Below are 23,005 nucleotides of genomic sequence, written 5' to 3' on the forward strand. Positions count from 1 at the left end.
AACTACGACAAAAACCAGCGCCGTAACTTTTCTGCTTCGGTTAATGGGAAGTAGAAAAGCTTACTTTCGGTGAAGGTATCTTCGGTTTTGATGGTCAACTGTGACTTGCCCAGACCTTTTTTGTGCTGCCAATACGTCGTGGTGACGGTGAAATCTTGGATTTTATTTTTCTTCAGATAAGCGGTCACCTTTGTTAAGCCGCGAATCGTTTGACACAACAATACATGGTTATCTAAAAATTGATACCCTTGTATTTTGCCCCGCCAGATGCTTGATAACACGAAGGAGCCAAAGAACACGAAGAAAATCAGCGCTAACCACCAGAAAAAGAAGGCGGAGATTCCTACAACAAGCAGCCCGATAAGCAGTGGCCAACGGCAAAAGTACCAAAAGTTGGGTCGCGGATTTTTCACTAGAGCGGTTTGTTGAAACGACCATTCAGGTAAAAAGCGGGCCAATGTTTCGGTCAGCTGCGCCTCTTTCAAAATGGGGAACAGATAGACCGTATCATCGCTTTCTGAAGAACTGCCAGCAGCCAGCAGTAACTTGACGGAGCTTAGATGAAAGATTCGGCGATAAAGATTTTGTTCGACACTTAGCCCTTGGATCCTAGCGAGGGGTATCGTTTGGTGTCGTTTAGAAAACAAGCCTTGCGTGATCAGCAGCTGTTGTTGGTTCGTTTCCACCGTAAAGCCATAATAGCGGAAAATATTTCTAGCAATCGCAAGAAAGAAAAACAAAATTAACAGCCCCAGCAAAAGCGCAGCACCAAATAAAAGGCCGAGTTGCTGCAAATCCGATGCATAGGCAAAGAGATTGGGAATGTTGTCGATCACGTTGTAGCCGATGACTAGAGCCAAGGTGAAAACAGAAAAATCAGTGATAGAAAACAAGAAAATCTCCTTGAATTTCAAAGTGAATGTTTCTAACGGCGGATTTGCTGTTTCCTCACCCGAAAAAACAGTAGCGTAATTATTGGTTGGTTCTTCTCCACTAGCTGCTTGGGCAGTCGGCTCTTGTGGTGTCGCAGCTGCTTTTTTTGACGCTTCGATGGAGGCAATGAGAACCAGCGGCAACGCTGGGAAAAGAATTTCGGCTTCGCCACTCGAACTTGCGGCGCTTTCCAATTTCACTTCAGCTAGTTTAAACGGACGTAAATAAAAGTAATGATTCTCTTGAATGGTTTGGATGCGTTCAAACGGCAAAATCGTTTGTTTTTGGATAAAGAGTCCTTTGTTGACTAGCACACTCGTTTGATCGATTTGAAAGGTAAAGCGGGTGTATGACAGTACCGCAAAAATCAAACAGACCAGTAAAAATAGCAGAATGCCTCCCAGAATCATTGGCAAAGAAGGGGCGTCGTTGAATAATTTGAATACAAGCAGAAACGCTAGTACCAGAAAATTTTTGCAATTTTTGAACCAATAAAGACCGATACACAGCAACGGCAGTCGTTGTTTTTCATAGATCATCTTTGACCACCTCGACTAAAGTCATAATGGTTTCTCGCAAGCGTTCGGCTTGCGCCACTGGTAGGCCTTCAATGGTGTGGTTGGTGGCAGCCGTATGGATCTGTAAGGAGACTAAGGAGTATTTTCGCAAAAAGATCCCTTGGTCTGTTTCGATATGCTGGATTCGGGGGATCGGAATATACGTGGTGCTGCGGAATAGATAGCCGTGTTGAATGGCGATATCATTTTCTTGGATCTCGTAGCGATGGAATTTGTAACGGTAGCTCATCAGCACAAAAGAAAGCAGATGGCTGATCAAAGTCAGCGCCAATAAGCTTGACCAAAGGGTGATCACCCAGAAATGCAGCCAGTTTTGCGTGGCTAGAAACCAAAAAGAAGCAGCGAAAATCAGGCTGAAAATAATCAGTGACGTAATCCTTCGCAACCGCCAAACACGAATGATGGTCTGAGGCATTTGTTCATTTAATAAGGGATAATTCAAGGGAAACATCCTCTCTACATAGAAATAAATAGGGTTACCCACAAATATAGTGGAGATAGAAGAAAAAAACAAGGTCAGGAATTAAAAATAGTTAATTGTGATTTAAATATTGTTGCGAATAGGTAAAAAAAGAAAAAGCCACGTTTAGCTAACCAATGAGAATGAGTTTGTTCGTCATGAAAAAAGCGAATCTGCTATTGACTCTCCCTCAAGAGGAGCCAGTATGCTTTAGTAGAATGGGGCGATTTCTGTAGAAAATGATTGAGGTTGCTGGGCTGTCAAAAGAAATCAATGGACGCAAAACAAATGATCAACTGACCTTTTTGGTATTGGAATACCGCTGGTCGTACTATTTTTGACCAATAGGATTGGTGGAGATAAAGTGAGGGGGGCTGTTTCTTATACATCCCAAGATAGTGATTTGGCCTTCAAGCAGATAGAAGAAGTGCCGGAAGCAGTTTGTATGGTCCATAATGGAGCCTATGCTGCAGTTATTCAGTTTGTTGAAAACAACGGCTAACGAATCACAGGGCCTTTTCGTGAAAGCTATATTGATGGCATTTGGAAGAAAGAAAGTGAAGAGGAATGGCTGACTGAGATCCAGCTTCCTGTTGAAAAAATCAGCAGGCGACAGTAAGCAGAGATGTAGTTTGATGCAGTTTTTTTGTTAGGCAAGGTGTGAATTGCAGTAAGAACTTCTTTTATCGAAGGAAAGCAGGCGAATCTCATTGACAAATCGGCTGGCTCCTTCTAAACTAAAAGCAGAAAAACAAGAGAAAAAGGTGATGGCTCCGGCCTATCTGCTGTTATTCCTTCGTTAACAGGGGTAGGACTGGAAAAGAGTAAATAAAATCAATTTCATAGGCAAAAAATTGACTGCATGCAGTTTTATTTGAAGTGCCTATCATTGATTTTATTTTACTCTTCGCTTTTTGATCTTCATCGTTTGAAGGTTGACCGCAGAGTGAAATCTGCGGTCTTTTTTGTTTTTCAATTATTTTGAAAGGGGAAAAGAAGATGTACCAAGAATTGAGAAAAGCAATCGAGCGGCCACCGCTCTATAAAAAAATGGCAGAGGCGTTTTGGGACGATGCGTATATTTCCAAGCAAATGTTAAAGGCTCATTTGGATCCTGATTTTGAGGGAGCGAGTAGAAAGGTTGACTTTATCGACGAATCCGTTCGATGGATCAGTCGCCTTGTTCCGCCAGAAAAACAGACGCAACTTCTTGATATCGGCTGCGGACCAGGGATCTACGCGGAAAAATTTGCAGCGCTGGGCTATGAAGTGACAGGCGTTGATTACTCCAGAAGATCCCTTGCCTATGCGAGAGATTCTGCGAATAAGCGGGAACTAAATATTACCTATCTATTTGATAACTATTTGGAGATGGCATTGCCTCAGCAATTTGATTTTATTACCTTGATTTATTGCGACTATGGTGCCTTAAATCCAGAGGAACGCAAACTACTACTAAAAAATGTGCTGGCGCATCTAAAACCGGGTGGCAGATTTTTGTTCGATGTATTTACGATTACACAGTTTTTAACGCTTAATGAAGAGCAGACCTGGGAAAGTCACGAATCAGAAGGTTTTTGGCGGGGGGAGCCCCATCTTGTGCTAAATCAACGATGGAAATATCCTGATCACGTATTGCTAGAGCAAACAACGATTTTAGCAGAAGGTGAGACCACAAATTATTATTTATGGACGACCTATTTTGCAAAAGATGCATTGATAAAAGAAGCTAGGGCTGCCGGTTTTGATATTTGTGAGATATTCGGTGATGTCAAAGGTAGTCCTTATAGCGAAGAAGGCTCGACAATAGCGATGCTACTGAAAAAACCATTCCCTATCTGAAAGAGTAGTTTTCTGTAAATAGAAACAAAAAGAAACGACGATTTTTCGTCGTTTCTTTTTGTTTGGCTCGGAACTGATTGATCAATTTTTTCGTACTAATGCTCGGGACTATTCAACACCACTCATTCAGCGAAACGTCGAACCATCGTAATATCTGTTTCCAAATAGCCCATTTTTTTGTATAGCTGATACGCAGATTGATTATGGGCAAAAACGTGCAAGCCGATCTCAGTGATGCCTTGCTGGATCGCCCACTTTTCCAAAGCTTGTAACGCTTTGGTGCCATAGCCTTTTCCTCGTTGGTCTTCCTCGATGATAAAGTCATAGATGAAGGCTTTCTGGGCAGCTGTGTTGATCCAAATCACCCCGATCGGTTCACTAAAATCAGCTGCAAATAAAGAAAACAAGTGATTGTTTTCAGTGGCAGTCCCTTGAGGAAGCAAAGAAGCAAAACTCTCTTTGGCGAGGGTGAGGGCCTCGTCTTTGGTCCATGTGCCCGCTTGGACTTTGTCATTGGCGTATTCTAAAACAGCATTGGCTAAGTAGGCAGCATAGTCGCTGTCTTTCATTGGGATTAAGTTCATCTGTTTCTCCTTTCGTCCTTTTGGGTCCTCCCTATCCTGCAGAATGATTGTAGTAAGGGGAAATGGGGACGTTTGATTGGTAACTATTTGTTTCCCCTTCAGATGAAGGTCTCTGACAACGGGTCTCGTCGTTTAAACAAAAATAGGTCATCCGGGGAAAATTGGTGGCGTGCATCGCAAGTATAGCCTCGCAACCAGTCACAACCATCGATGCGGCGAATGTAGAATCCTTTGGGGAAATCGTCGGCTTTTTCCAGTGGCATAGAAGCGATCGTGATTGCAGCAGCTGGCGCTTTTCCGTGGGATTTCAGTCCGGTACTATTTGCCAGTTGACGATAGCTGAGGCGAAAATGTAAGGCCATTTCCAAGGTACAATCGGTCAATCCGTAAGAAAATGCAGCTGCAAAAATCTCCGTCAAAGCCCCACCTTGTGTGAGTCCCAGTTCTTTAAGGGAAACAATCACACAAGTAGTACGCTGTTTATCGGCACTGAGGGAGAGGTGGGGATGGCGCAAGAGCTGGTTGGCATACGCGTTTAAGTGAATCTGCTGTTCTTCCAACTGCTGGCAAAGGCGGGCTAGCGAAACCCCGCCATAGTCTACGATCACTTCTTTCAAATCAAACACTCCTTTCAATAGGGATCCATTTCTTGAAAAATCAGTTCGCACCCTCGTTCTCAGTCAAATTGGCATAAATCGCAGCAACTTCTTCTTGGTAACGATTCTTTAGTCGAGGGGGACTTAAAATGCGTAGGCTTTTTCCAAAAGAGAACAAATAGGGCACCACCCAGCTTTCCTCGGGTAAATCAACGGTAACCACAGCAGTGCCTTCCTCCGTCAAAGTAATATCCTGATGATCGAACTCATCATATACCCGATAAAGAACGTCGGCTTGAAAGAATAGACGAGCGGGATAGGTGTCAACAGTCAATTCAATGGCAGAATTAGGCGCAGTGACCGGAAAAAAATGCTGTTCAGTGACGCGGACCTGACTCATACGGCTGATTTTAAATGTCCGAAAGGCATTCTTTTGCTGGTCGAAGGCTTGCAGATACCATGCTTGCGAACGAAAAAGCAGTTTGTAAGGCTGACAGACGCGTTTTTGCGGTCCCTGTTTACTGATATAGTCAAAGGTGATCACGTGGTTCGTTAAAATACTCTTTTTTAATAAATCAAACGTGTCGTTGCCGTTTTCTCGCCGATGCCAAGTGGAAAAATCAACTTCTAGCCAGTCTGCATCGTTTTGCTGGAATAAGGATTGCAGTTTTGCCAATGATTCTCCGCTGATCTGTGGCGTCAGCTGGCGAATCCCTTTCAACGCCAAAAGCAGGTTTTTCCGTTCTTCCTCTGATAATAACACTTTATCCAACACAAAACTGCTTAACAAATAGACGCCGCCATTTCGACCCGTTTCGGTATAGATGGGTACGCCAATACTGCTTAGGGTATTGATATCTCTGGTGATGGTGCGAGTCGAGACTTCAAATTGTTTAGCTAATTCAGAAGTGGTTGCTTTTTCATGATTCAACAGGTGGTAGATAAGGCCGAACAGGCGTGTCGTGCTCAATTGATTTACTCCTTTTATAAAAAGATGATAAAACACTGACAGAAGGTGTCTAGGTTTCTATCGTATCATAAAGACAAAGAAGGAGGAACTCCAATGAAATTTTCGATAATGGCAACGGAAAGAACCAATAATTTTACTGATCCAGCGATTCAAGCAAAAATCATTGGCTTATGGGAGAAAAACAGCGAGGCGGTCAAGAAAGCCGCAGAAAAAGGAACGGTCATCGCTTGCGTTTACCACGAGTATGAGTCAAACTATCAAGGAGACTATGCCGTTTCGCTTTGTTTCGAAGAAACGGAGCAAGCAGACTTTGACACAGAAAAATATACTTGGAAAAAGTATCCGGTCGATCGGCGCGATGCGCAGGGCATTCTGACTACTTGGCGTCAAGTCTGGTCAGAGGAAGAAAACCAGCAGTTGCAGCGCAGGTATTCCTTTGATTTCGAACAGTATGCGCCAGACGGCGAAGTAACGATTTTTATCGCCATTGAAGAAAGCGACAAAGAGTAACCATTTTCCTGAATAGGAGGACAGTCAATGAGACAGTACGAAAGCAAAGCAGACTTGATCCAAGAGATCACAGAACGTTACCAAAAATTTCGCCAAGAATTTGTTGAAATTCCCGAAGCGTTACGAAATCAGCGAACAGCTGGGGTCGATAAGACGCCTTCAGAAAACTTGTCTTACCAAATCGGCTGGGTCAGTTTGTTATTGTCATGGGAAGCACAGGAACAACAAGGGATGAGCGTTCACACACCTGCTGAAGGGTATAAATGGAACAACCTTGGCGGATTGTATCAATCCTTTTATCAGACATATGGCAGTTTGACCTTAGCACAGCAGCAAGAGCTCTTAGACCAAAAAGTGACGGCCCTTTGCCAGTGGATCGAGGGCTTATCCGATCAGGAATTGTTTGAAGCAGGGCAACGGGATTGGGCAACCACCAAAGCACAGTGGCCAGTCTATAAATGGATCCATATCAATACAGTAGCACCCTTTACCAATTTCCGAACGAAAATCCGAAAATGGAAAAAGGAAGCACTGCATTGATCAATAGAGAAATGAATGAATCGAACAGGAAAATCACACCCTTTTCATAGTGTGATTTTTTGCTGTACATAAAAAAACGGTTTATTGAGAAACAATGGCAAAGAAGCGCCAGCGACTTGCTATCAATTGTGAGAGACTGAAAATCGTGCTATGATGGCGTTAATCAGAGCAAGGAGGAAAAAGCTGATGTGTGGTGGCATTATTTCCCAAAAAATTGCCTAAGCCCATGTAGATCAAGACCAGCAAAAAACGATTTACATGGGAGGAACAAATGATGAAAGAAAACAAATATGATGACCAAACGTTTTTTACTAAATACAGTGAAATGACTCGTTCACAAAAAGGCCTGCAAGGAGCTGGAGAATGGCAGACGCTAAAACAAATGTTGCCGGATTTTAAAAAGAAGCAGGTGCTTGATCTAGGTTGTGGGTATGGATGGCATTGCCAATATGCTGTAGACCATGGAGCGGCAGCAGTACTAGGAACTGACATTTCTCAACGGATGCTTGAGGAGGCCAAGAAAAGGAACCCTGATCCGAAAATAACGTATCAATGTGTCGCAATGGAAGAAGTGACACTTCCTCCAGCCACAATAGACGTTGTTTTAAGTTCATTGGCGTTTCACTATGTGGCAACGTTCGAAACATTGATCAAAAGCATATCGGTCTGTCTGAAACCTGGTGGTGTACTCGTATTTTCGGTGGAGCATCCGGTTTATACTGCGGAAGGATCGCAAGATTGGCAGTATGATAGGCAGGGGGAAATCCAGCATTTCCCAGTCGATCATTACTATTATGAAGGCAAGCGGGAAGCGCAATTTTTAGGTGAAACGGTGACCAAATACCATCGTACCCTGACAACCTATTTAATGACCTTATTGCAAAACGGCTTCATTTTAGAAAAAGTGATTGAGCCGCAGCCGCCAGAAGAATTACTGGAAGTACCGGGAATGAAAGACGAAATGCGCCGACCGATGATGCTGCTAATAGCTGCTAGAAAAAGCTGACTTAAAGAATTGTTAAACAGTTGATCTGTGAAGATCAGCTGTTTTTTTGTTTTGTGTCATCGTAAGAAACAACCGATGAAGCCTGTGATCGCTTGATGTGTAGTGGGGTGAGTTAACAAAATAAACTGTTATTTTAATTCCTAAAGTGACGCGAAGGTGACAAAAATGAAACGCCATTACTTAAAAGGGTATGCTATATTTTAGACAGTACTTGTTTTTTTACGGAAAAAAGCCGATAGATGATGGCGTAACTTACGCAATCGCCGCCAATTGGTTTTATAGAAAAAACGCAAAACCATTACCTAGTCCGATGCACGTTTGCTGAATATTCAGCAAACGAAAAGTAAATGACTATGATTAGAAAGGGTGAGGATCATCGAAAACAACCAAACCATTGGCTTAACGTCAGGGGAAGTCAAGGCGCGGGTGCAGCGCGGTCAAGTCAATAAGACAAAAAAGGATACGACGAATACGTACCCGAAAATCCTGTTTACCAATATCTTTACCTTTTTCAATTTAATCAACTGTGTCCTATTCTTTCTCGTCTGTTTGACGGGTTCTTATCAAAACGGTTTGTTCGTCTTTGTTGTCTTCAGCAATGTGATCATCAATCTCTTTCAAGAAGTTCGTTCCAAACGAACGCTAGATAAGCTGGCACTGCTAAAAGTTGCCAAAGCCGATGTTTATCGGGATGGTAAGCTGGAGAATTTGCCGATCCACAAACTCGTAATGGATGATGTGTTACGACTGAAAAGCGGGGATCAAGTGCCGACGGATGCCAAAGTCATTCAAGGATCTTTAGAAGTCAATGAATCCTTGCTGACTGGTGAAATGGATACGATCCACAAACAGCCGGCAGACGAGTTGTTTTCTGGCAGTTTTATCACTGCTGGTGAAGCGTTGTGCCAAGTGATCCACGTAGGCGCTGATAACTATATCGCAAAAATCAACAAAGAAGCCAAGACCATCAAACGACAAAAATACTTGATCCAAGGCAGTTTGAATAAAATCATTCGTTGGATCAGCTTGATTTTGGTACCGTTATGTACCCTCTTGTTTGTCAAACAGTTCTATTTCTCTCATGCGGCTTTCAACACCGCCATCTTACGGACGGTGGCGGCAGCTGTAGGGATGTTCCCCGAAGGTTTGTTTTTATTGACCAGTGTCACATTGACCATCAGTGCCGTCTACCTGGCGCGCAAAAAAGTGATGGTGCAGGAATTGAACTGCATTGATGCTTTGGCACGGGTCGATGTTCTTTGCTTAGACAAAACCGGCACGATCACCGAAGGCAAGATGACGGTGGAAAAGACGATTTCCTTTCAATCGGAAACACCGTTGGCAGAAATCACCGGCAACTTAATGGCGCAGCTACCCGATCAGAACCCAACGGCAATGGCGCTACGAACCTTTTTTTCAGAAAAAACGACGTACCAGATGCAGCAAGTCGTCCCCTTTTCATCTGACCGCAAATTCAGTTGCGTCACGTTTGAAGGGCAAGGCACTTATTTCATCGGAGCTGCGTCGATTTTACTGGGAACCAACCATGAAACTGTCTTAAAACAGGAAAGACAGCTGGCAGAAGAAGGCTACCGAGTGATCGTTTTGGCGCACAGTGCGCAAGGCTATGAGGAGGCAGGACTGCCGACGGATATTGAACCGTTAGGATTTTATTTACTGTCAGACACGATTCGTGAAGATGCCAAAGAGACCTTAGAGTATTTTCGTTCACAAGCAATCCAATGCAAGATCATCTCTGGCGATGATCCAGTGACAGTCAGTCAAATCGCGAAAAAAGTCAATCTACCAGGGGCTGCTGATTTTATCGATGTATCAAAATTAACTGCAGCCGAATTAAAAGAAGCTGTCAGCAACTATCAGATTTTTGGTCGAGTGACGCCGCAACAAAAGAAAGAAATGGTACTCTTCTTGAAAGAACAAGGGCATACTGTCGCGATGACTGGCGATGGCGTCAACGATGTTTTGGCGCTGAAAGAAGCCGACTGCTCCATCGCGATGGCTTCCGGTGTCGATGCTGCGCGTCAAGTATCAAATTTGGTGCTTTTGGAAAATCAATTCGATGCTTTGCCATCGGTCATGGATGAAGGCCGCCGAGTAATCAATAACATTACTCGCTCAGGTTCATTGGTGCTAGTGCAAGTCTTATTCTCCATCATGATTACTATGGGGACGTTGTTATCAGGAACGACATATCCTTTTGAGCCGATCCAATTAACGATCATCAATGCCTGCTTTGTCGGCATTCCGACCTTCTTTTTAAACTTTGAACCAGACTTCAATCGGATCAAAGGGGACTTTATGACAACGATTTTCAAAAATGCTTTTCCAACAGCATTGACGATTACGGTAGGAACTCTGCTGATCATCAACTTTGGCTATTGGTTCAACAGTAGCAGCAAAGCTCTATCGATCATGAGCATTATTTTTACCGCTTGGAACTATCGCTTGATCCAGAAAAAAGTCTATCCAGCGATCAACAGCTATCGAACGATGATTTTTTTCAGCACCCAGATCTTGTACTTTGCTGCCTTGATCGTCGGTCGTGACCTCTTTAACCTAGGCAATACCAGCTATCTCAACCTCATTCTCTTGATTGCCTTGTTGAATTTTTCCGCCTATATGCAACGCTTTGCGGATAAGGGAATCGAGTTACTGATGCGAAGGTATACGAAGAAACGAGCACTGCAGAAAGTGCAAAACTAATAGAATAAGCCTGAAATGAGTGTTATCCATCATTTCAGGCTTATTTTTTAGCAAAAGGAGCTTTAAGCAATCATATGATTAAGACTGTACTTGTGAAAGGGAATCCTTGTCTAGGGGAGCTTGATTCAATGCGCGTTTGCCGATATTGGTTACTAAGATGATCAGACTGAGGATCACGCAAGCAATTCCACCGAATAAGAAGGCTTGTTCACCCGGATTAATCGTTAACCAACTTAGGATGATAGGCGAGAAAATACCGCCCAGTGAGTTCAAAAATTGGAACACGGACATAGCAATTGCAATCTCAAAAGGCCTTGCTTTCAATGAGATATAGTAAGGAATGGTAGCCATAACCATAGCCATAGCAAATCCTGAGAGAATAGCACCGATCGACATGGTCAGTACCGTTGAAGAAAAACGGCTGATCAGAAACGTCAAAGCTAACGATAGAAATCCTAATGCAAGTGTTTTATCTTTTGTCACGCGATTGATGTATTTCAAACTGAAGCCGGCAATGAACCCACCGACTGTTCCAATTGCATTGACTAATCCAGTCGTACTTGTACCGCCAATTTCTTTATGGTTGATCAAAATAGAGAGATTACTTGGATAAATTGTGTAAATAAATGACATGAAGAATGCGAGTCCTGCAATAACAAAAATCAGTTTACTCATTGATTTTAAAACATCAATGGGGGCTGAGGTTGACTGGTTCTTTTTGTCAGTTGCAGTTTGTTTGGGAATTTTATCCATAGGCAGATTCACTAGTAACAATAAGAAAACCAGGATCGTTATTAGAAAAATATAGTAGGTATTTTGCCAATTTGAGGCACCTAACAAACCGCCACCCAGCATCATTACAACGGAGCCTAACGAAGTAATTGCTGTTCCGATACCCATTAAGCCGGCTCGTTCTTCTCCTTCAAAGTACTCTGAGAGCAACATAGGACTGAGTGTATTCATAAACCCAATCCCAATGCCCAAAATAAGCGCAAACCCCAATAGGAGATTGATGCTTGAATGAAAGAAGATAGGGACTAATCCCCCAATAGCTGTTAAAAGGATTCCGAAGAGAGCTAAGATTTTTTTGGGGCATTTCATCGCTAATACTCCTACGAATAATGTGGTAATCAAAGATCCTAAACTAGGGATCGTACCGATCATTTGGATCTTTGCAATCGGCTCATTAGGAAAATCAGCAATAATGGCACTGTAAGCATTAGTCACAACTAAGGCACTCATACTCATAAAACTCAGACTAATGATGCCGATTTTTAACCTCAATTTACTCATATATTTTCTCTCCTTTAATCGTTAAATGATGTTTTCCAGATGTTAAAACTTTTGAGGTCTCTCCATATTGGAAGATTGCTTTCGTATTTTGTGGCACACTTAAATGGAATTGGTCATTGCTCCGTTCGATTTCAATGTCACCGTATGCCGTTGTATAATTCAAGTGATAGCTTGAGATCGCGGTTTGCTCAAGCGGTGAAATTGTAAAAGAAGTAAAACCGGGTTCTGTTACTTGCAATCCTGCCAAACGTCTCACTAGCCAATCCCCAACACAACCAAATGCATAGTGGTTGAAAGAAAAATCACAGACTGTACCATCAGGTTGAATCGATGCCCATGACTCCCAAATCGTGGTTGCCCCATGATTGACTTCGTAAAGCCAAGAAGGACATTCCTCTTGTAGTAAGAGCTTCAGTGCCAATTCTTGATAGCCATAATCACAAAGAACGTCAAGGAGATAAGGGATGGATAAAAAGCCAGTGTCTAAGCAATAATTGTTTGCAATAATCAGCTCGGTTAGCCTTGCTGCTGCAGCTTTTGACGCTGTTTCGTCTAAAAGATCAAACGCCAGTGCGATCACATAGCTTCCTTGAAAATCAGCGGTAAGGTGATCATCGCGCCAGTAATATTTCTGAAAAGCTGCTTTTACTTTATTACTAAAATCACTCCAATTTTCTTCCTCTTCATCCAGTAGCTGGCTGATTTGAGCAAAAAGTTGAGATGAATGTGCTAGAAAAGCCGTACCGAAAAGGTCTTTCGTGACGAATGCTGTTTCCATCGGACCTTTAGCGTCCTCACCGATCATGAAGCTAGGAAACATCCAGTCACCAAAATGAAACTTTGTATCCCATAAATACTGTTTGTCATCCGTCTTGTCCCCAGCGGCGCTTTTTCGACTAAAGGAGAGCCAGCGCTTCATGGCTTGATAATTTTCGACTAAAATCTCTAACTTGCCGTACCGTTGATACAATGTCCAAGGAAGTAAAACGATTGCGTCGCCCCAACCAGCAGAAGACAAAGAACCAGTAAGTGACTCTCCTTCAAAATAATCTCGGGGGGCAGGGGTATAGTCGACGATTTGTCCATCTGCTTGTTGCTCCAAGCGGACATTGTCTAGCCACCGCCCTAAGAAGTCATAAACATCCATAAAGAATGTTGCTGTTGGACCGAACACTTGAATGTCACCTGTCCAGCCGACCCGTTCCCGTTGTGGACAATCTGTCGGAATCGATAGCATATTCCCTTTTTGACTCCATTGAATATTTTCGATCAGCTGATTTACTTTTGGATTGGATGTAGTAAAAGAGCCGGTTGTTTTCATATCAGAGTAAATGGCGTATGCCCAAACAGACTGTTTATCTGGCAGGACGTCAAGCCCGTCAATTTTGATGTAGCGAAATCCGTGAAAGGTAAAGTCAGGCTCTAGCCAGGCTTCACGGCCATTGCCAATAAACACATCTTTTTGGTCTTTGTTTCTACCAACGATATTATTGAAAAAATGACCCTCCCGATCGAGCACTTCGCTATGCTCAATGGTGATTTCCTGTCCATCAGCCAATGGAATCTGTAACTGGACGCGACCTGCGATCACTTGGCCGAAGTCTACGATCACTGCGTCTTTTTCCCACCAAATACCCTTTGCTGCAAGCTTTTCTTGGCGTTTGACTTGCGGTCCTCTTTGAGGAGTCAAATGGTCGAAGCCATAATCTGCTTTTGACACTTTCGTAAATCCAGTTAGGTCAAAATCGGTTTCCCAGTTTTCCTTTTCTAAACGTAAGTCTTGTTTTTCACCAATGAAAAGATCACTGTAGACGTATTTGCCGTGGCTGCTAAAAAAATCTTCGTCGGTCACAATGATTTCATGCGTACCGTCGGTATAGTGGATTTCGATTTCTCCTAAGATACCTAGTCGATCACCGAATTGAGCACTGCCGCCACTGACACTGACCCTGCCGGCGTACCAGCCATCAGCTAACGTTACCGACCAAACATTTTTTTCTTTTAACAAGTGAGTCACATCGTAGGTCTGATATTGAAGATACTGCGTGTAAGAGGTATAATCTGGCGCAAATAATGCTTCTGACACCGCTTGTCCATTGATTTTTGCTTGATAGATGCCGTGTGCCGTCATCGTAAGGGATGCTTGTTTGATAGACTTGTTTTCAATAGTGAATATTTTTTTCAAATAATGTGGTGGGAGTAACCTTTCTTCGGGGGGATCCTGCACAACTTTTTTTCCTGAAAACATATCCGCCAAACTGAATGGTGGTTCTTTTCGAGTTGGCTCTTGCTGCGGTTCGATCCAAGTCGCTTGCCAATTTTTTGTCATAAACGGTCCTTCTTTCTTTCAAAATTTGCCCTAAATGAAGCTTGCAATTCTTTTAATGGCTTGTTAGTATTACTACTAAGTTTTTGATACCTAAATTGTAAGCGCTATTCTTTTTTGTGTCTTAGCTATTATTGCCAACCCGATTAGTAAAAAAAGACATTGGAGGATTTCACAATGGCGACACTAACGATTCTTGAAAAAGCATTAAAAGAGGTTTATTTGGCTTGCCCAGAATTAGAACTCCAGGTACCGTTTCATGACAAAGTCATTCCCAAAAATTTAGCTTCTAGCAAACGACTGATCCTAGAACAAATTTTCGCGGAATTCAGACCAGAACTCTCGGAGCACTACTTGATCGAAGAAAATGCTGACATTCAAGTGATCAAACACATTCGCTATCTACCAGCAAATTATCATGCACATGAATTTTTCGAGATGATCTATGTGGTAAAAGGTAGATGTTATAATTTTTTTGAAAATCAGACCTATGAATTGAAGGAAGGGGACATTGTAGTAATTGCACCACGGACGATCCACGCAATCAGTGGATTTTCAGATGGCTTGGAAGCAGTCAATATTTTAATTCGCAAAAGCACCTTCAACGCTTCTTTCTTTGGGTTATTAGAGGATAAAGATATTTTGTCGCACTTCTTCCTGAATGCGCTTTATGAAAACAGCAAGCGATTTCTTTATTTTCATACACTCCCCACAGCAGGGCTGACGGACGACATTCTATTAATGACAGAAGAGATCAACAAAACGGATGGCTATTCACAAAGAATGCTGAAGAACATTCTCGATACCTTTTTTATCAAGCTTTTAAGAGGGTTTCAAACCAATCAAGTCAGCCTAGATACTGAAGCAGGAGAGGAGTCAGAAATAATCGATATGCTTCAATATTTGCAGAATCATTTTGCAGAAGTATCAATTGCCGACTTATCTAAGAAGTTCAACTATAGCCAGCGACAAATTGCACGTATTCTAAAACATAAAACTGGTAAAACTTTTTCACAATTGATATTGGAAATGAAAATCAGCAAAGCCAAAGTCTATTTAAAACAAACCAACTTACCCATCCAAGAAATTGCTGAACTCGTCGGTTATGGCGATTTGAGTAATTTTTATCGCTATTTTTTTAAAGTAACGGGTTGTTCGCCAAAGCAGTTTAGAGAAATGAATTGAGCGCTTATCAAAGAGAACTGCTCTTCTAGAGATGTTGAGCAGTTTTTTCGTATGCTATGTAGTAGTTAAAGAAAAAATAATGTGGGCAATAGTCTTGCTATGAAACTCGTTTCATACCGTACAATCAACCAAGGGACCTTTTCAGAAAATTTGTCGAAAGTGAATCAGTAAATTTTCTATGGTAGACTTAGGTCAATCGTAAAACAAACAGATAGGAATGAAGGAAATGGCAACGATACGCGATATAGCAAAAATCACTGGTTTTTCGATCACGACAGTCTCTCGTGTGATCAATGGCCATCCTTATGTCGATGAGCAAAAGCGAGCAGCGATTTTGGCGGTGATGGAAGAACTGGATTACAAACCGAATAAGATCGCCCAAAAGCTCAGCTCGGGGAAAACCTATAATATTGGGGTCATCGTGCCGTTTGTCAATCACGCCTTTTTTGATGGGATTCTAAATGGCATTATGGAAGAAGCCTTTGCTAAAAAATACAAAGTGACGTTATTGCCGACCAATTTTGATCGGAAATTGGAACTAGAATATCTAGAAGAATTCGCTGCAAAAGGGTTTGACGGATTGATCGTCATTACCCGCGCAAATCATATCGAGACGTTTTATCCCTACATGGAAAAAGGACCGATCGTTTTTTGTGAAAATTCGACCGGTACTGCTGTTCCTTTCGTTGCGATCGACTTGGTCGGCTCTGTGACAGCTAGTATCAATTATTTAAAAGAACAAGGCGTAAAACGTTTGGGACTGACGCTCGGGCGCAGCAAACGTCTTAGCTGCAATTCAGTCAATACCATCGCAAAAGCCAAGGAGCTGTTTCCTGCTTTTTCGGAAGCCGATATTTATTGGGATTGTATCAAAGCCCAAGACGGGATTTCCGCAGCAGCCTTTTTTAAAGAACGAGGAATCGATGGGGTGATCACAAATGGAGACGAAATCGCAGCAATGATTTTGAATCAATACTCCCACGGGACAGCACCCATCGTGATTGGGCAAGAAAACCTGCTTATCAGTCAAATGCTGCATTTTTCTTCCGTTGAGTTTCATCTGAATCAGTGCGGCAAAGAAGCCTTTCGCTTGTTTCAAGAAAGAAAACAAGAACAGATCATTCTGCCTTATGAACTTATTATTCGTGAATAATCATTGTCATAAAAAGAACACACCTTATTACGAGAGGTGTGTTTTTGCCTGATTTTTAAAGGGAATTTGAGGAGATAAAATAAAAAAATGAAGAAAAAATCAATTTTGAATGCTTGCTTTTCACAGAGTAAAGGGCTACCATTGGTCTGTGGCTTTTTCGCCACAAAAATAGGAAACGTATCAGACAAGAGTACTTGGGGAAGATTCTCTTGGGGGAAGCCTGATACGTTTCCTTTTGTTCATTCTAACACTATTTATATATAAAGTAGAGAGATATTGAGTAGATAAATAAAAATACTGCTGTAATTGATGAATAGGAAAAGAGCAAGCTCACAAAGGACTACTTTCAAATCGTTTTCCTACAACATGTTGGATGGCAAATGGCTCCTCATGTTTTGGTTAATAAAAGAGGATCAACTAACTAATTGTGTGGCACCAACTAGAAAATTACATAGCTTAGCAACACCTGTTTCAGCTGTTTCTTTGATTAGAACAGTTGCAGTATTTTCGTAAACATGAATCACACTAACTTCTTGTAAACCGGTAAAGCCAATAACATTTGCCTGATAGTTTTGACCAGGGAACACTTGGTATTTTTCCATGTTTTTATCTCCTTCATTATTCTTATTTCAAAAGAATAATAATTAAAATTTAAGAAAAAGTAAAGTGAAACGATTTTTCATTCAAAAACATAGCCCTTTGGCGTTTGTCTCGAGTAGTTTCGATCTTTTTCTGCAATTTTTCATTATTTTTTTCAATAAATATGCGGTGGCTTATTGAACTTTATTCAAGAATATATGCCTCTTTTTTTAGCAGCAATCACAGATTTCATCTAAACGAATGGGAGAAAACAGCAGCTGAATTGTTTGTTTTGTACCGGATTGGGGCTTATAATAAAAATAGGAAGAAGGATCGACGTCATCGCTTCCTAAATCAATTGAAAAGGGCGTGGAAGTTATGGAAAACGTATACCGAAATAACTTTGTCAAAAGAACTATTCAACTGATGTTTGCACCAAAAAAAATCAGAAAGCGTCCACCAGAACAATGGATCAAAATGCCTACCGACCGAGGTATTCGGAGAAAGGACGCGTGATCCAGCATCTCGCAGCTATGCGTGAAATAGTATTTGAAGAGAAAAGAACGTTAGGAAGTCCCGAACGCGGGACTTCCTTTTTTGTGTCAGTGACATTGGGAATTTAACGAGAAAGTAGTTGCCAGCAGGTTCTCTTGTGAAGGGCTCCTTTCAGAAAAGGATATAAAAGGAAGCTTGCACTTTTCCTAGCGCTCAATAGACGAACCGAAGAAATCAATAGATAGCAGTGTTAGTGGATAAAGGATCGAAAGGATTCTTTCCAGCTGTTTTCAATTTTAAATTGGGTTTTCCAAAAAGTATGATATTCAAAGTGGCGTTAGTCTACCTACGTGATCAGAATGGATGATTGATAAAAGAAGGGGAATATAAAAGCCACTTTTTTCGCACATAGATTCTGTTAAAATAAACTTAGAGGTTCAAACCTGTAAAATAATCTTATAATTTTTAAAGAAGGTGAAAGCATGGACTACCCAGAAATCGCAGGTCATTTCCAGACAACATCCTTTGATCCCCAACCGTTTGTGCAAACGGCGATCGATGATCGAAAGATAAGAGAGAGGCTAGTGGAGAATATCGTTGATGGTCAAAATCATATCAATGAGTATTTTAATAGTTATTTGATCATTAAAGAAGTAGCCGTTAAAAACCCTGAGCTGATTTATGATGAATGGGAACGGATCTGGGCCTTGCATACCCATAAAAACTCCTATCATCGGTGGATCGCTCATGATTTGATCAGTCAACTTTTGGTGATTGATCATGAAGACAAGTTTGAAGGGATCAAGCAAGAGTATGTACTGCTGCCTAAAGGAGAAAAAATTAGTAATTTCTTGAAGATGACTGAAAACATCAAGGAAGCCAGTCGATACAAAGACCTTCAGCAAGAGATTCAGCGTTTACTTGAGGATCAAGAATGGCTGTCCCACTTCAATGAAAAACAAGTGAAGCGTATTGAAAAAGTCCTTCAAACCCTTTTGGCTGAATGAATCAAGAAAAGCAATAAAACTTGTTTCAGAAGGAATTTTTCTACTATTTTTTCCCACTATTTTTCTTGATTACTAGGAATAGTAGTGAACAATGGGGAACACATTGCAATGATAGCTAACAATTATTTGCATGTATCGAATGCAAAATCTCCCTTAAGTCCTTGTAAGAAGCTAAGTGAAACTTTATACTAGAATGTAATACTTATTCAAAAAAAGGACAAATAAAATGAGGACATGAGCTTTTATGAAGAAATATTGTAAGGATAATGTGCTGGAAGCGGCGATGACGCGCCTGGAATATATTTTTGATACCTTTCCCCATGTTTATTTCTCTTTCAGTGGTGGAAAAGATAGCGGTGCCATGATTCAGTTGGCTGACCAAGTCGCCCGACAAAAAAAGAAAACTTTTGATCTGCTGATTTTAGATATCGAGGCAAATTATGATGCTACGAGAACGTTCATGGAAAAAATCAAAGCGTTACCAACTATCAATCAAACCTTTCACTTCTGTTTGCCCTTTTACGAGGACAACAACACTAGCGTATTTCAGCCACAATGGCTGATGTGGGATGAACAAGAACGTGAGAAGTGGGTACAGATGATGCCAAAAGATGCGATTTCACTTGCTGATTTAGATGAATCATTGATGGAAATCTATCAGAGTGCAAATATGAATCCAGATAAGTTCTTACGAAACTTTGCTCACTGGTACGCAAACTATCATCAGTGTGAACCCGTTGCTTGTGGCGTTGGCATCCGAACACAGGAAAGTCTATACCGATATCGGTCGATCACTTCGCCAAAGTATAACTTTCGGAAGCAATGCTGGATCAAACGGCAAGTAGCAGATTCCATGGTCGTCAATTTTTACCCCATCTATGATTGGAAGACAGAAGATGTCTGGGGCGCCTATGCCCATTTTGACTGGCCGATAAATGGCTTTTATGAAAAATTATATGATCATGGCGTTCCGATTCATCAAATGCGAATCTGTCAGCCTTATGGTATGCAGCAACGAAAAGGCTTATATCAATATGCTCTGGTGGAACCGGAAACGTGGGAACGGGTCGTCAACCGCGTGTCAGGAGCCAATTTTGGTCGATTGTATGCCCAGACGGGATTATTGGCGCATTACAATACGAGAAAGCCAAGTCATATGACTTGGCAAGAGTATGCGGTCTTTTTACTGGAATCAATTGGACTTTATTCAAAGAAATTACAGGACCATTATTACCGCAAAATCACGATCTTGATTGATCATTATCGAGAAAAGCACGGAATCGAAGTGGAAGACATTCCCGATGTGACCAAACGTAAGGAGTGGCTGAAAAACGAAGTACTCTGGCATGACTGGAAAGGGATCGCTCGTGCGTTAGAAAAAAATGATTTTTCTTTGAGCACGCGACAATACAGTCTGACGAAAAAAGATGAGACGGAATTGTATGAGTTGGCGGTCGATTTTGGGGCGGCGTTGGGAATCGAGCATTTACCCAAGTATCAGTTAAAAAAATTGAATGCCAAATATGAGTATTTAACGAAAAAAATCACCTAACGATGGACGAATGTGTCCCTAGAGAGGAAGGGTTTTGTGAACGAACGATTGGTTTTATTTTTTCCACCGTATAAGAAAAGCCAATTCTATCAATTGATGGGGGCATTTTTTGCGGAACGGGTGTATCAGCAGCAATTTCCGTACTTAGTCAATGATGAGAACTGCTACTGGTATGTGATTCTTGATGACGAAAAACGGGTGACCGCTTTTTCTTATTATGAAAAAGGCGTCAATAAAGTGGAGCTAGGGGAATTTTATGAAAAAGATCCAACTGCTCAATTTAAAAAGTTTCTTTTACGGAAAATGTTGGTGGATATCAGCCGCAATTACCCAGAAGCAGAGATTCTCGCTTCTAGTAACCAGCCTAGTGAAATTGCACTTTTGGAGTCAAAAGGGTTTGCGGTCTATCGACAAACAAAAAATTATTCATTTCTAAAAAGGAGTGTAGTACCTCATGAGCGATATCGATTTTCCAGTGTTAGCGGCGAAGCTGATCCCAGTCAGCAAGATTCACGCGAATACGTATAATCCCAACACCGTGGCTGCTCCAGAGATGGATTTGCTGGAACTGTCGATTCGGGAAGATGGCTTTACGCAGCCACTGGTTTGTTACCACGATAAGGAGCAGGACAAGTATATTTTGATCGATGGGTTTCATCGGTATGTCGTAGCAAAAGACCGCCTGGCGTTGCCAAGCGTTCCGGTCACAGTGATCGATAAGCCTTTTGAGAATCGCATCGCTTCAACGATTCGCCACAATCGAGCACGTGGTACCCATGGCATCGAGAAGATGGGAAACATCGTGCAGCAGTTGGTCGCTAACGAGTGGTCGGATGAACGAATTGCCAAGGAATTGGGGATGGACCGCGAAGAGGTCTTTCGCTTTAAGCAGCGCTCAGGCTTAAAAAGTGCCTTTTCCAACCATGAATTCAGCAAATCTTGGATTGAGTTTGAAAAAAGATACTATAAAGGCAAAAAAGAGACCTGAGAGGTTGAAAAAACTATCTAAAAAAGCTATCTATTAGAAGACAGCGATTCGTTAATAATTCTTTTTAAATTTTGAATAGGTGTTTTTTACAACGATAACGATCAGATTGATCACCATCGACAAACAAAGCGTCCCTAAGAGAATGGCCAGGATCACACCTAATGTGTCTCTTAGAAAGCTGAAGATCGCTTCAATGATAAACATAGTTTTTCCTCCTTTTCTCATCGTCTATTTTTTCTGACAATTGCAAAAATAGGCTCCTTGAGCAATAACTGCCTGCTACTAAAAACATGATCGAACGGTTTTCAAGTCCAGCCTTTTTTGGTGATTGTTCTTTTCCAAAGTAGAGTATACATTGGAAAGGATGAAAGAACGTTTCTATTTTTTATAATCGGTAAAAAATTCTGAAATGTAAAGAACAACAGTGGCTTTTTTATCTCCTGCGGATAGTATGAATAATCGTACCATTTTGCATAAAAAAAGTAAAATGATAACAAAAAGTGAGTGGCGAAACAAGAGGTAATCATCTGATTGAATAATAATAAGCGAAATGAAAAGCTATGCTGCACAACGTCTGTAGAACAGAAAGAGGTTGTGCGGCTATTTGTTTTCACGCTGCTTCTTTGCTGCTAGAATAAATACTATCATTTTTTTTTTGAAGAATAACTGCATAAAAATCGATCGTGATCAAACTGATTTTATAACAATTACAGTAAGCGCATTTTTAACTCAAAGACAAACTTTTTTGTAATATTCGGGAAAAGTGTCAATGGTTGCTTTGACAGTAAGCCAATCGTCATGCGGAGATTCGGTAAAGGCAGTGATAAAATTTTTACTTGAGCGCATGTTTGATCAATGATCGAACGCGGGACTAGACCGCAGAAGCCTGTTTGTTCAATCAAATAAGGAATCGTCGTGCTGCTGCTGACATATTCCCATTGGAGCGAAGGTACACACTGGTCAAGGTAGCCCTCGATATTTCTAAGTGCAGGACAGTCACCGCCGGAACTGTATAGATGGATTCCTGTAAGGTCGGCTAATTCCTTAATGATCAATGGGTTCGTGATCGAAGTGATGCAGCAGATTTCTTCTTGTAAAAGTTCTTCATAGACAAAGGAATCTTCGTGAGGAAGTGAGCATAACGCAAAATCAATACGATTTTCTTTTAATGCATCGGCTAATGCCAGCGTGGATCCCACCATGATCTCGAATTTTATTTTTGGGTATTGGTGGGAAAATACATGGAGAAGCTCCGGTAAAATCAACATGTCATAAGGGGGGACGATGCCCATCCGTAAAGAATATTCGACTGTGTTCGAAGCATTGAGCAACTGTTCTTTGACCTCCTCCCACTGAGCGATCAGACCAGGAACCGCCTGTTTCAACAATTCACCTTCCAACGTGAGTACATTGCTTTTTCCTTCCAAAAATAACGCTACTTCTAACTCTTCTTCTAACTTTTTGATATGGTTCGTAACCGTCGATTGGGCATAGTTTAATTTAGCAGCAGCTTTCGTAAACGTACCTTCTTCAACGATCGTTTTAAAGGAGTGCAGCTCTTTGATAAAATCCACATTGGTCCCCCTCTCTTTTTACCTATTATACAAAAAAGGAGCGGGGAGAAGATTTCTTTTTTTTCTAGTAAATAAAAAAAATAGATACAAAAGTTATTTAAAACATGCAG

22 protein-coding genes are annotated in these 23,005 nt (G+C 41.5%); 12 read left to right on the forward strand and 10 right to left on the reverse strand.

The window, feature by feature from the left end; genetic code table 11:
- Nucleotides 1-2 precede the first annotated feature (2 nt).
- Together IGI88_RS09475 and IGI88_RS09480 are read right to left on the reverse strand one after the other, a co-directional pair.
- A complete protein-coding gene (locus tag IGI88_RS09475; protein ID WP_429960378.1) occupies nucleotides 3-1,472 on the reverse strand; it encodes a PH domain-containing protein in 1,470 nt (489 codons plus the stop codon).
- The gene (locus tag IGI88_RS09480) at nucleotides 1,462-1,953 is read right to left on the reverse strand and encodes a PH domain-containing protein (protein WP_429960379.1); all 492 of its coding nucleotides are present in this window, start codon (nucleotides 1,951-1,953) and stop codon (nucleotides 1,462-1,464) included. The genes IGI88_RS09475 and IGI88_RS09480 overlap by 11 nt, the downstream gene beginning before the upstream one ends.
- A 382-nt stretch (nucleotides 1,954-2,335) precedes the next feature.
- Between IGI88_RS09480 and IGI88_RS09485 the strand changes: the two genes are divergently transcribed.
- Together IGI88_RS09485 and IGI88_RS09490 are read left to right on the forward strand one after the other, a co-directional pair.
- Complete coding sequence (locus IGI88_RS09485; RefSeq protein WP_254907477.1) at nucleotides 2,336-2,473, forward strand: hypothetical protein; 138 nt, start codon at nucleotides 2,336-2,338, stop codon at nucleotides 2,471-2,473.
- Between the two features lie 497 nt (nucleotides 2,474-2,970).
- Nucleotides 2,971-3,813, forward strand: coding sequence for a class I SAM-dependent methyltransferase (locus IGI88_RS09490; RefSeq protein WP_429960380.1), 843 nt, complete (start codon nucleotides 2,971-2,973; stop codon nucleotides 3,811-3,813).
- 122 nt (nucleotides 3,814-3,935) lie between these two features.
- On the opposite strand, the gene IGI88_RS09495 is transcribed toward IGI88_RS09490, so the two are convergent.
- The 3 genes from IGI88_RS09495 to IGI88_RS09505 all read right to left on the reverse strand — a co-directional run bounded on the left by IGI88_RS09495 (nucleotide 3,936) and on the right by IGI88_RS09505 (nucleotide 5,963).
- A complete protein-coding gene (locus IGI88_RS09495) occupies nucleotides 3,936-4,397 on the reverse strand; it encodes a GNAT family N-acetyltransferase (protein ID WP_429960381.1) in 462 nt (153 codons plus the stop codon).
- Between the two features lie 98 nt (nucleotides 4,398-4,495).
- On the reverse strand, nucleotides 4,496-5,065 hold the full coding sequence (locus IGI88_RS09500) for a helicase (RefSeq protein ID WP_429960382.1): 570 nt from the start codon (nucleotides 5,063-5,065) through the stop codon (nucleotides 4,496-4,498).
- Nucleotides 5,055-5,963 (reverse strand): helix-turn-helix transcriptional regulator, encoded by a 909-nt coding sequence (locus IGI88_RS09505; RefSeq protein ID WP_429960383.1) that lies wholly within the window; start codon nucleotides 5,961-5,963, stop codon nucleotides 5,055-5,057. Before IGI88_RS09505 ends, IGI88_RS09500 begins: the two co-directional genes overlap by 11 nt.
- A gap of 93 nt (nucleotides 5,964-6,056) precedes the next feature.
- Here IGI88_RS09505 and IGI88_RS09510 point away from each other — a divergent pair, with 93 nt between their 5' ends.
- The 4 genes from IGI88_RS09510 (at nucleotide 6,057) to IGI88_RS09525 (ending at nucleotide 10,743) form a co-directional block, all read left to right on the forward strand.
- The gene (locus IGI88_RS09510) at nucleotides 6,057-6,473 is read left to right on the forward strand and encodes an effector binding domain-containing protein (RefSeq protein ID WP_016611315.1); all 417 of its coding nucleotides are present in this window, start codon (nucleotides 6,057-6,059) and stop codon (nucleotides 6,471-6,473) included.
- Nucleotides 6,474-6,500: 27 nt separating this feature from the next.
- Nucleotides 6,501-7,013 (forward strand): ClbS/DfsB family four-helix bundle protein, encoded by a 513-nt coding sequence (locus IGI88_RS09515; RefSeq protein WP_005232023.1) that lies wholly within the window; start codon nucleotides 6,501-6,503, stop codon nucleotides 7,011-7,013.
- A gap of 274 nt (nucleotides 7,014-7,287) precedes the next feature.
- Nucleotides 7,288-8,019: a class I SAM-dependent methyltransferase gene (locus IGI88_RS09520; RefSeq protein WP_176285388.1), complete on the forward strand. Its 732-nt coding sequence runs from the start codon at nucleotides 7,288-7,290 to the stop codon at nucleotides 8,017-8,019.
- Between the two features lie 366 nt (nucleotides 8,020-8,385).
- Nucleotides 8,386-10,743 (forward strand): HAD-IC family P-type ATPase, encoded by a 2,358-nt coding sequence (locus IGI88_RS09525; protein ID WP_429960384.1) that lies wholly within the window; start codon nucleotides 8,386-8,388, stop codon nucleotides 10,741-10,743.
- A gap of 78 nt (nucleotides 10,744-10,821) precedes the next feature.
- Here the strand turns inward: IGI88_RS09525 and IGI88_RS09530 are convergent, their stop codons facing one another.
- Together IGI88_RS09530 and IGI88_RS09535 are read right to left on the reverse strand one after the other, a co-directional pair.
- On the reverse strand, nucleotides 10,822-12,036 hold the full coding sequence (locus IGI88_RS09530) for an MFS transporter (RefSeq protein WP_016611311.1): 1,215 nt from the start codon (nucleotides 12,034-12,036) through the stop codon (nucleotides 10,822-10,824).
- Entirely contained in the window at nucleotides 12,029-14,365 is a 2,337-nt protein-coding gene (locus IGI88_RS09535; RefSeq protein WP_420658052.1) for an alpha-L-rhamnosidase, read from the reverse strand. The genes IGI88_RS09530 and IGI88_RS09535 overlap by 8 nt, the downstream gene beginning before the upstream one ends.
- Before the next feature lie 174 nt (nucleotides 14,366-14,539).
- Here IGI88_RS09535 and IGI88_RS09540 point away from each other — a divergent pair, with 174 nt between their 5' ends.
- Together IGI88_RS09540 and IGI88_RS09545 are read left to right on the forward strand one after the other, a co-directional pair.
- The gene (locus tag IGI88_RS09540) at nucleotides 14,540-15,547 is read left to right on the forward strand and encodes an AraC family transcriptional regulator (protein WP_420658053.1); all 1,008 of its coding nucleotides are present in this window, start codon (nucleotides 14,540-14,542) and stop codon (nucleotides 15,545-15,547) included.
- Between the two features lie 226 nt (nucleotides 15,548-15,773).
- Nucleotides 15,774-16,700 (forward strand): LacI family DNA-binding transcriptional regulator, encoded by a 927-nt coding sequence (locus IGI88_RS09545; protein ID WP_008377949.1) that lies wholly within the window; start codon nucleotides 15,774-15,776, stop codon nucleotides 16,698-16,700.
- Nucleotides 16,701-17,113: 413 nt separating this feature from the next.
- Here IGI88_RS09545 and IGI88_RS09550 read toward each other — a convergent pair whose 3' ends face one another.
- Nucleotides 17,114-17,302: a hypothetical protein gene (locus IGI88_RS09550; protein ID WP_005227564.1), complete on the reverse strand. Its 189-nt coding sequence runs from the start codon at nucleotides 17,300-17,302 to the stop codon at nucleotides 17,114-17,116.
- Nucleotides 17,303-18,256: 954 nt separating this feature from the next.
- Here IGI88_RS09550 and IGI88_RS09555 point away from each other — a divergent pair.
- The 4 genes from IGI88_RS09555 to IGI88_RS09570 all read left to right on the forward strand — a co-directional run bounded on the left by IGI88_RS09555 (nucleotide 18,257) and on the right by IGI88_RS09570 (nucleotide 21,321).
- Nucleotides 18,257-18,781, forward strand: coding sequence for a hypothetical protein (locus IGI88_RS09555; RefSeq protein WP_016611308.1), 525 nt, complete (start codon nucleotides 18,257-18,259; stop codon nucleotides 18,779-18,781).
- 244 nt (nucleotides 18,782-19,025) lie between these two features.
- Nucleotides 19,026-20,333, forward strand: a complete 1,308-nt coding sequence (locus IGI88_RS09560) for a DUF3440 domain-containing protein (RefSeq protein WP_008377955.1) — start codon at nucleotides 19,026-19,028, stop codon at nucleotides 20,331-20,333.
- Nucleotides 20,334-20,369: 36 nt separating this feature from the next.
- Nucleotides 20,370-20,861, forward strand: a complete 492-nt coding sequence (locus IGI88_RS09565; protein WP_050790962.1) for a hypothetical protein — start codon at nucleotides 20,370-20,372, stop codon at nucleotides 20,859-20,861.
- Nucleotides 20,788-21,321, forward strand: a complete 534-nt coding sequence (locus tag IGI88_RS09570) for an IbrB-like domain-containing protein (protein WP_034871891.1) — start codon at nucleotides 20,788-20,790, stop codon at nucleotides 21,319-21,321. The genes IGI88_RS09565 and IGI88_RS09570 overlap by 74 nt, the downstream gene beginning before the upstream one ends.
- Nucleotides 21,322-21,372: 51 nt before the next feature.
- On the opposite strand, the gene IGI88_RS09575 is transcribed toward IGI88_RS09570, so the two are convergent.
- Together IGI88_RS09575 and IGI88_RS09580 are read right to left on the reverse strand one after the other, a co-directional pair.
- Entirely contained in the window at nucleotides 21,373-21,525 is a 153-nt protein-coding gene (locus IGI88_RS09575) for a hypothetical protein (RefSeq protein WP_008377957.1), read from the reverse strand.
- Nucleotides 21,526-22,028: 503 nt separating this feature from the next.
- Nucleotides 22,029-22,895: a LysR family transcriptional regulator gene (locus tag IGI88_RS09580; RefSeq protein WP_008377960.1), complete on the reverse strand. Its 867-nt coding sequence runs from the start codon at nucleotides 22,893-22,895 to the stop codon at nucleotides 22,029-22,031.
- Nucleotides 22,896-23,005 lie beyond the last annotated feature (110 nt).

Source organism: Enterococcus sp. AZ179 (genome assembly GCF_050498885.1).
Taxonomy (GTDB): Bacteria; Bacillota; Bacilli; order Lactobacillales; family Enterococcaceae; genus Enterococcus_D; species Enterococcus_D entomosocium.

What these genes read in the sequence shown, in the direction of transcription:
- IGI88_RS09475 (WP_429960378.1), bottom strand. Translation starts at nt 1,472, where the DNA reads ATGATCTATGAAAAACAACGACTGCCGTTGCTGTGTATCGGTCTTTAT.
- IGI88_RS09490 (WP_429960380.1), top strand. Translation starts at nt 2,971, where the DNA reads ATGTACCAAGAATTGAGAAAAGCAATCGAGCGGCCACCGCTCTATAAA.
- IGI88_RS09495 (WP_429960381.1), bottom strand. Translation starts at nt 4,397, where the DNA reads ATGAACTTAATCCCAATGAAAGACAGCGACTATGCTGCCTACTTAGCC.
- IGI88_RS09510 (WP_016611315.1), top strand. Translation starts at nt 6,057, where the DNA reads ATGAAATTTTCGATAATGGCAACGGAAAGAACCAATAATTTTACTGAT.
- IGI88_RS09515 (WP_005232023.1), top strand. Translation starts at nt 6,501, where the DNA reads ATGAGACAGTACGAAAGCAAAGCAGACTTGATCCAAGAGATCACAGAA.
- IGI88_RS09520 (WP_176285388.1), top strand. Translation starts at nt 7,288, where the DNA reads ATGAAAGAAAACAAATATGATGACCAAACGTTTTTTACTAAATACAGT.
- IGI88_RS09530 (WP_016611311.1), bottom strand. Translation starts at nt 12,036, where the DNA reads ATGAGTAAATTGAGGTTAAAAATCGGCATCATTAGTCTGAGTTTTATG.
- IGI88_RS09535 (WP_420658052.1), bottom strand. Translation starts at nt 14,365, where the DNA reads ATGACAAAAAATTGGCAAGCGACTTGGATCGAACCGCAGCAAGAGCCA.
- IGI88_RS09540 (WP_420658053.1), top strand. Translation starts at nt 14,540, where the DNA reads ATGGCGACACTAACGATTCTTGAAAAAGCATTAAAAGAGGTTTATTTG.
- IGI88_RS09545 (WP_008377949.1), top strand. Translation starts at nt 15,774, where the DNA reads ATGGCAACGATACGCGATATAGCAAAAATCACTGGTTTTTCGATCACG.
- IGI88_RS09550 (WP_005227564.1), bottom strand. Translation starts at nt 17,302, where the DNA reads ATGGAAAAATACCAAGTGTTCCCTGGTCAAAACTATCAGGCAAATGTT.
- IGI88_RS09555 (WP_016611308.1), top strand. Translation starts at nt 18,257, where the DNA reads ATGGACTACCCAGAAATCGCAGGTCATTTCCAGACAACATCCTTTGAT.
- IGI88_RS09560 (WP_008377955.1), top strand. Translation starts at nt 19,026, where the DNA reads ATGAAGAAATATTGTAAGGATAATGTGCTGGAAGCGGCGATGACGCGC.
- IGI88_RS09570 (WP_034871891.1), top strand. Translation starts at nt 20,788, where the DNA reads ATGAGCGATATCGATTTTCCAGTGTTAGCGGCGAAGCTGATCCCAGTC.
- IGI88_RS09575 (WP_008377957.1), bottom strand. Translation starts at nt 21,525, where the DNA reads ATGTTTATCATTGAAGCGATCTTCAGCTTTCTAAGAGACACATTAGGT.